Origin of the sequence: Rhodopseudomonas sp. BR0M22 (genome assembly GCF_010907035.1) — a bacterium.
Lineage (GTDB): Bacteria > Pseudomonadota > Alphaproteobacteria > Rhizobiales > Xanthobacteraceae > Rhodopseudomonas.
The window spans coordinates 1-7,245 of record NZ_QUMK01000118.1; the positions used below are offsets into that span (position 1 = coordinate 1).

At 65.2% G+C, this 7,245-nt stretch carries 11 protein-coding genes; 3 read left to right on the forward strand and 8 right to left on the reverse strand.

Annotated elements, in window-relative coordinates; all coding sequences use genetic code 11:
• Positions 1-209: integrase core domain-containing protein (locus DY468_RS23950; protein ID WP_164606053.1), on the forward strand; the 209-nt coding region annotated here is incomplete at its 5' end.
• Positions 210-326: 117 nt separating this feature from the next.
• Here DY468_RS23950 and DY468_RS23955 read toward each other — a convergent pair.
• From DY468_RS23955 to DY468_RS23970, 4 genes are all read right to left on the reverse strand, one after another.
• A complete protein-coding gene (locus tag DY468_RS23955; protein ID WP_164608035.1) occupies positions 327-611 on the reverse strand; it encodes a hypothetical protein in 285 nt (94 codons plus the stop codon).
• A 142-nt stretch (positions 612-753) separates the two neighbouring features.
• A complete protein-coding gene (locus DY468_RS23960; RefSeq protein ID WP_164608037.1) occupies positions 754-1,350 on the reverse strand; it encodes a GNAT family N-acetyltransferase in 597 nt (198 codons plus the stop codon).
• 153 nt (positions 1,351-1,503) lie between these two features.
• On the reverse strand, positions 1,504-2,433 hold the full coding sequence (locus DY468_RS23965) for an SMP-30/gluconolactonase/LRE family protein (RefSeq protein ID WP_164608039.1): 930 nt from the start codon (positions 2,431-2,433) through the stop codon (positions 1,504-1,506).
• A 138-nt stretch (positions 2,434-2,571) separates the two neighbouring features.
• Positions 2,572-2,955: a hypothetical protein gene (locus DY468_RS23970; RefSeq protein ID WP_164608041.1), complete on the reverse strand. Its 384-nt coding sequence runs from the start codon at positions 2,953-2,955 to the stop codon at positions 2,572-2,574.
• Positions 2,956-3,070: 115 nt separating this feature from the next.
• Here DY468_RS23970 and DY468_RS23975 point away from each other — a divergent pair, with 115 nt between their 5' ends.
• Positions 3,071-3,412, forward strand: coding sequence for a GIY-YIG nuclease family protein (locus DY468_RS23975; protein WP_164608043.1), 342 nt, complete (start codon positions 3,071-3,073; stop codon positions 3,410-3,412).
• Between the two features lie 837 nt (positions 3,413-4,249).
• On the opposite strand, the gene DY468_RS23980 is transcribed toward DY468_RS23975, so the two are convergent.
• The 4 genes from DY468_RS23980 to DY468_RS23995 form a co-directional block, all read right to left on the reverse strand.
• A complete protein-coding gene (locus tag DY468_RS23980; RefSeq protein ID WP_164608045.1) occupies positions 4,250-4,504 on the reverse strand; it encodes a DUF3297 family protein in 255 nt (84 codons plus the stop codon).
• Positions 4,501-4,977 (reverse strand): glutathione peroxidase, encoded by a 477-nt coding sequence (locus tag DY468_RS23985; RefSeq protein ID WP_164608046.1) that lies wholly within the window; start codon positions 4,975-4,977, stop codon positions 4,501-4,503. Before DY468_RS23985 ends, DY468_RS23980 begins: the two co-directional genes overlap by 4 nt.
• 18 nt (positions 4,978-4,995) lie before the next feature.
• Positions 4,996-6,393, reverse strand: coding sequence for an amidase family protein (locus DY468_RS23990; RefSeq protein ID WP_164608048.1), 1,398 nt, complete (start codon positions 6,391-6,393; stop codon positions 4,996-4,998).
• A 71-nt stretch (positions 6,394-6,464) separates the two neighbouring features.
• Complete coding sequence (locus tag DY468_RS23995) at positions 6,465-6,722, reverse strand: DUF6894 family protein (RefSeq protein ID WP_164608050.1); 258 nt, start codon at positions 6,720-6,722, stop codon at positions 6,465-6,467.
• Between the two features lie 122 nt (positions 6,723-6,844).
• On the opposite strand from DY468_RS23995, the gene DY468_RS24000 reads away from it, so the two are divergent.
• Positions 6,845-7,245: alpha/beta fold hydrolase (locus DY468_RS24000; protein ID WP_164608052.1), on the forward strand; the 401-nt coding region annotated here is incomplete at its 3' end.

Below are 7,245 nucleotides of genomic sequence, written 5' to 3' on the forward strand. Positions count from 1 at the left end.
GCCCCCAGACCAACGGCAAAATCGAGCGCTTCTGGCGGACGCTCGACGAGGACGTGATCGAAGGTGCCACCTTCGACAACCTCGACCACTTCGCCAACGAGTTGTTCGAATACATGGTCTATTACAATAACTTCCGGCCTCACCAGGCCCTCGGCGGCAAAACCCCGAAGGACTTTGCCGCCGACAAAACCATGCGATCAACGAATTAGTGAACTCGCACAATTGCGAGGAGGCGAAGCCGACGAAGCAATCCAGGAGCCCCGTGCATGGAGCCCCTGGATTGCTTCGCCTTCGGCTCGCAATGACGAGAACCGCCAACCTGAGACTCAGCGCCAGCCTTCGAGCACGCCGATCGGCTGGTCGCACACCCATTCCGGCCGCAGGATCACCTGACAGCCTTTGTCGAATGGCAGCAAACCGACCCGGCGCTGGTCCTGCATGATCTCGATCGACCAGTTCCGCGGCACCGACGGCTGTTCCTGGACCAGCCGCTGGATCACCCCCGCAGCGAACAGCATCGCATCGATATCGTCGGCGAGCGCCGCGCCGTCGTGGCCCGGGCCATCGACACGGTTGATCGGATCGCGGACGTGAAATCGATAGAACGGCATGTCTTCAAGAATGGCGGCAGAGGCGGCGGTACAAAATGACACAGATCAAACGGCGCGCGACGCAGCCGTCATTCTTTCGATCAGCAGCCGATTAGCAGGCAGAATCTTGATCGAAATCAAGCGGAACCCGACGCCCGGCGGCTCAGCGGCCCGGCTTGTCGAACAATTGATAGTTCAGATGCGCCTTCACGGTCGGCCATTCGGCCGCAATGATCGAGTACACCACGGTATCGCGCAGCGTCCCGTTGGGCGCGATCTGGTGATTGCGCAGGATGCCGTCCTGTTTGGCACCGAGCCGCTCGATGCCGCGACGCGACTGATGGTTGAAGAAATGTGTACGGAACTCGACCGCGATACAATCCAGCGTTTCAAACGCGTGTTGCAGCAGGAGCAACTTGCATTGCGTGTTGAGTCCGGTGCGCTGCACGCGGGACGCGTACCAGGTTGAGCCGATCTCGACCCGGCGGTTGCCGGCATCGACATTCATGTAGGTGGTCATCCCGGCGATTTTGCCGGCGGCGTCCTTGACCGTCCACGGCAGCATCGCACCCTGGGTCTGCAGCGCCAGCCGGCGCGCGATCTCGGCTTCGATCTTGGCGGGCTCGGGCACGAAGGTGTACCACAGCTTCCACAGCTCGCCGTCCTTCAGCGCCTCGATCAGCCCGTCGCGATGCGACGGTGCGAGCGGCTCCAACGTGGCGTGCGGGCCGCTCAGGGTGACGGGTTCGAGCCAGGGCATCTGCGCAACTTCCTCAAGGGTGTCGGAAGCATCGACCATAATACGCCGCGGCCGAGCTTGTCCCGGCCATCGGCGATCATGCCCATATGCGCCGATGGAGGGACGAGACGCCCTGTCACGCGGCGTCGGGCGAGTTGAAGACCCGGTTCAGCACTACTTATTGAGAAAATTCAGCGGCAGCCCGGGCCGAGCCCAATCCATCGCAATCAGCTCGCCCTTGCCGGACAGCGTGATGTAAGCCGTCTTCAGCTCGGGGCCGCCGAACGCGATGTTGGTGGTGACTCGGTCGCCCGTGGGCACCTGTTCGACCAGGGTGCCGTCCGGCGCGATCACCGAAATGCAGCCCGACACCAGCGTCGCGACGCAGACATTGCCGCCGGCCTCGACGGCGAGCGAGTCGAACATCTGGTAGCCGCCGAGCCCGGCGATCGGCTTGCCTTTTTCGCCGCGATAGATCACGTCGCGCGGCTTGACCTCGCCCGGCGCCGACAGATCGAACGCCCACAACCGACCGGTCGGCGTTTCTGCCGCGTACATCGTCGCCTCGTCCGGCGACAGACCGATGCCGTTCAGCGGCAGCGTGCCGAACACCTGCTCGGTGATCTCGGTCATGCCGCGTTTGATGTAGTAGGCAGCGCCGACGTCCATGTCGCGGGCGCGGCGCTTGCCGAGATCGGTAAACCAGAGTCCGCCGTGCTTATCGAAGACGAGATCGTTCGGCCCCTTCAGCGGATGCTCGCCGCATTTGTCGAACAGCGTCTCGACCGCTCCGCTCTGCAGATCGACGCGCTGAATCGAGCCGCCGATATATTCGTGCGGCGCCGGCGCGCCGGGCATCATCGTGCCGCGCGAGGGAAACCAGCCGAAGCCGCCATTATTGCAGATGTACATCTTGCCGTCGGGGCCGAGCGCGCCGCCGTTGGGCCCGCCCGGAATCTTCGCCACCACCTCCTTGCGACCGTCCGGCCACACCCGCGTCAGTTGCTGGGCGCGGATCTCGACCAGCACCACCGAGCCGTCCGGCATCACCACCGGCCCTTCGGGAAACGCCAGATCGGTGGCGAGAACGCGGACGTTGGACATGGTTTTCTCCCGAGATGTTTGTTGTTGCGCGGCCGCCAGCGGCGTCCGCGTGGTTTTGTCTCGGATCGATTTGTAAGTCATGTGGTCGCGGCTTGCCAAGCAAGCCTGCGAATTCCGCAAAACGGCAAGCGCGCCGAACTACTTCTTGGCGTCCGCCTTCGGCGGCGTGGTATCCTTGGGCTGCGCCGCATCCTTGGACGCATCCTTGGCAGGTGCAGCATCGGTCTTGGCCGGCTTCTGTGCCGCCTGCAGATCGGCGAGCTGCTTTTGCAGCGCCGCCACCGCGGCGCTCAGCGCTGCGATCTGCGCTCTGGCCGCATCGAGCTTCTGCTGCTGGTCGAGCCGCGCCTTGTCGATGCTCTTGTGCAGGAAGTCGACGTTGCTCTGCAGGCAACTGGTGCGCCGCTCCATGGTCTTTTCCACGGTGCAGATCTCGATACCGGGCACGTCCTGGGCGCTCGCGGCCGGGCTCCACAGCAGCGGCGCCAGCAGCGCCAGCGCGATCATCGGTTTGCCGGCCATTGTCGTCTCCTTCGCTTGAATCGGATGCCGAGCGAAGCCGCTGGCGCGGCGGCCGTCAACGGCCTTGCCCCGCGGCGGATTGCCGGACTCCACGAAGCCGTGCGAGGCTGGCGCCATGCAGGATATTCCCGCCGAAGAAGAGTGCTTCGTCTACGTGCTCGGCTGCACGCACGCGGGCCGCTATCTCACCTATGTCGGCTGGACGCTCGATCTCGACCGCCGGCTCGCCCAGCACAATGGCGGCACCGGCGCGCGCTCGACCCGCGGCCGCGCCTGGGTGCTGATCCATTCGGAGCGCTTCACCTGCCGCCGCGACGCGATGAGCCGCGAGTGGCACCTCAAGCGCGACCGCGCCTTCCGCCGCCGCCTCGCCGGGGAAGCGCAGGCGCGGGCCGCCAAGCTGCCGAAAACCGCCAAAGCTGTCTCAGCGCGTAACACACCGCCGCCACGCTCTTAACCTTTGGAACGCGGCCGGAACGAAGCGGGCCCGAATCAGCGCGAATCAGTTCGGAGCACCGGCTCCGCACCAGATCTCGCGCGCGGCGTCTCGTCAGTGGCACAACATCTACCCGGCGCTGGGTGGCATCCGGCCGCAAATCCGGCTGAAAGCGTTAACACCAGCACCGAGATCATGATCAGGCTCCCGTCCGATGGCCTATCGGCCACGCCCGTGCGCGAGCCCAACCCCACCGATGCGCTGTCCCCGAATGCGACAGCGAACCTGCACGATCTTAACCTTCGGAACGCGGGTGGAACGAAGCGAGTCCGAATCACTGCGAATCACCACTCGCATCGGTCGGGGCGCTAGATCTCGGCGCGCTCACGCAAGCCCGGCACAACACCTGCGCGCGTGCGTTCGCGCGAACGCGCAGATCATCATCGAAGTCGTTAACGAGCGCGGACAGTGATGGTGAGCGAGCGGCAACGCGATGTTCTGCAGCATTGGTTTGAAGACGGAGCAGGCACCGCCACGCGCACTGTCCCCGGATGCGACACTCGCCTTGCACGATCTTAAGGTTTGGAACGCCGGCGGAACAAACCACCGACGAATCAGCGCGAATCAGGAGTTCGCGGTGAGCGCGTGCTAGATCTCGCCACCCGTGACGATCGACGGCGCAACATCTGCGCAGCGGTGTTCTCGCAGGCCGGCACGACGCGGACTCACCGTTAACGCCCCAACCACAAACCCGACGCGCGAATGCGCGCCGGTGCGCAAGAGCGCACCAGCGACGGCATTGCTGCGAGATGGTGAGAGCAGGCCGGCCGAGCGTCCAGCGCCGCCGGCAGGCAAAGATCAGCTGCGCGGGCGGATATACGGCTCGACCGGGCCGTGAACCTTGATCGCGAGCTGATTGCCGAAGCGATCCTTGGCGGTGCCCGCGGCAACGCGGATCCAGCCTTCGCTGACGCAGTATTCGATCACGTTGGTCTTGTCCTGCCCCTTGAAGCGGACGCCGACGTCGAGCTCGAGCAGGGCCGCGTCGTAGTAAGGGCTGGAAGGCTCGATCGACAGACGATCGGGCAGTTCAATGTTCTGAGTGTCGGTCATAGCAAGGTCTCGATCTCTTTCGAAAGCGCCTCCGGCGTCGTGGTCGGCGCATGCCGCGATACCACGCGCCCGGACCGATCGACCAGGAACTTGGTGAAATTCCATTTGATCGCCGAGCCGAGCAGGCCGCCCTTTTCATCCTTCAGAAACTTGTAAAGCGGATGGGCGCCCGCGCCATTGACATCGATCTTGGCGAACATCGGGAAAGTCACGCCGTAATTGACCGAACAGAATTGCGCAATCTGCGCCTCGTCGCCGGATTCCTGCGCGCCGAACTGGTTGCACGGAAAGCCCAACACGGAAAAGCCGCGCGCGCCGTATTTCTGCTGCAGCGCTTCGAGCCCTTTGTATTGCGGCGTGAACCCGCAGGCGCTCGCTGTGTTGACGATCAGCAGCACCTGACCTTCGAACTGTTTCAGTGCGACGTCTTTGCCCGCCAGCGATTTGGCGGTGAAATCATAGATCGACGCCATCGTCCCCTCGCCTCCGTCTCAAGCCACCGGATCGATCGGCGACGGCGGTACGCCGCCTGCCTCGATCGCTTCGCCGGCAAGCAGGCACAGATCCTCGCGATAGCGCCCCGACACCACCTGCACGCCGACCGGCACTCGGCCGACCATCCCGGTCGAGACGGTCAGCCCCGGCAGGCCCATGAACGGCAGCCCGACCTGCGGCATCTGCGCCGCCCACACCCGCTTGAACGACTCCTCGTCCTTCAAATCGAGCCGCTGCGGGAACGGCAGCTCGCCGCACACCGGCATCAGCAGCACCGCATAGGTCTCGAAGAAGGTCTGCCAGTCGCGCGTCAGCGTGGCGCGGCGGGTGAGCAGCTTCGAGTAGCTGGCGAGGTCGCCGATCGCCTTGTCGCGATTGCCGCGCAGACATGCCAGCGCGCCTTCGTCGCCTTCGCGTTCGGCCGCTTCCAGCATCGCCTGATAACCGTCGCCGAGCCAGAACTGCGCCTGTAGCTCGGCGGCCTCGTGCAGCGGCGGCGTCTTCTCGATCTCCTCGACGATCCAGCCGGCGGCTTCGAGACGCTTAGCGGCGTCCTTCAGCGCATCGCGCACCTCCGGCACCACCGCAAGATCGTCCGGCGCAACGCACAGCGCGGCGCGCTTGTCGCGCGGCGGGCCGTCGAGCGGCGCCGGCACCCACCACGGATCGCGCGCATCCGGCTGCGCCAGCGCCTGCAGCCCGAGCCGCACGTCGGCGATGGTTCGCGCCAGCGGGCCAGAGACGGCGCTGATCTGCGGGCAGATCGGTCGCTCCGGCGAGGAGGAGTTGTAGGCGGCGACGCGGCCGATCGTCGGACGCAGCCCGTGCACGCCGCAGGCATAGGCCGGGTAGCGCACCGAGCCGGCGATGTCGGTGCCGTGCGCGATCGCGCCGATCCCGGCTGCAACCGCCGCGGCGGCGCCGCCGGAGGAGCCGCCGGGCGTGATCGAGGAATCGCGCGGGTTCAGGGTCTCGCCGTGCAGCTTGTTGGCGGTGAACCAGCGATACGAGAACGCCGGCGTATTGGTACGGCCGATGATCACCGCGCCGGCTTTGCGCAGATTGTCGACCACCGGGCTGTTGGTCTTGGCGATCCAGTCACGCTGCAGCGTCACGCCGTTGGTGGTGGCGAAGCCCTGCTGATCGACATTGACCTTCACGGTCACCGGCACGCCGGCGAGCACGCCGAGACTCTCGCCTTTGCCGAGCGCGGCGTCGACCGCATCGGCCTGCGCCAGCGCATCGTCGGTGTTGTGATCGACCACCGCGTTGATCGCGGGATTGACGACGGAAAGCCGGTGCAGCGCAGCCTCGGCCGCTTCGCGGGCCGAGACGCGGCGGCTGCGGACGAGATCGGCCAGTTCAGTCGCGGAAAGGCGCCAGATGTCCTGCATGATCACTCCGTTGCGAGACAGACGTGATAGCGTGACGGGATCGGGGGCGCCACCGCCATTTCAGCGGCTGCTCAATGCCGATTTCGCGGCGACGTAGGCAGATCGAGCATCGCCTCGCTGAAGGGAAATTCGAGCAGCACATCGCCCTCCTCATCGGTCACTTCCAGACTGGCGCGCAGCAAATCGACTTGCGCACTCTCGGTCTTGACGATTTCACGGATCGTGGCGCGAGCCACTTCCCAGGCGTGGTCGGCGTCGCGCAGCTCCTCGCCCTCAGGATCCGGAATCAGTTCCTCACCGATCCGGGTGTTGAAAAAATATCTCGGCATTCCATCTCCCGATTGGACATCCGGTCAAGGTGGCCATCATCGATATGATCCGCAACCCTGCCGTTTTCGCGGCACGCTGGGTGGTGCTCGCAAAACTCGCGGTTTCGCGCTAACAGTTCGAGATGCCGTTCGATCCGGAAACTGATGCTGCGCCTGCGCAGCGCACCGCCGCGGGCTCCCCTCTGTCGTCGCAAATGTTCGCGGTCGGCGACGGCCACGAACTCTATGTCGAAAGCAACGGCCGTGCCGACGGCATCCCTGCGGTGTATCTGCACGGCGGTCCGGGCAGCGGCTGCCAGGCGGATCATCGCCGGCTGTTCGATCCGCAACGCTTCCATGCGGTGCTGTTCGATCAGCGCGGCGCCGGCCGCAGCCGCCCCAAAGGCAGCCGCGATGCCAACACGCTGCCGCATTTGATTGCCGACATGGAGGCTATCCGCGCCCTTTACGGTTTCGACCGCTGGCTGGTGGTCGGCGGTTCGTGGGGATCGACGCTGGAGTTGGCGTATGCCGAGGCGCATCC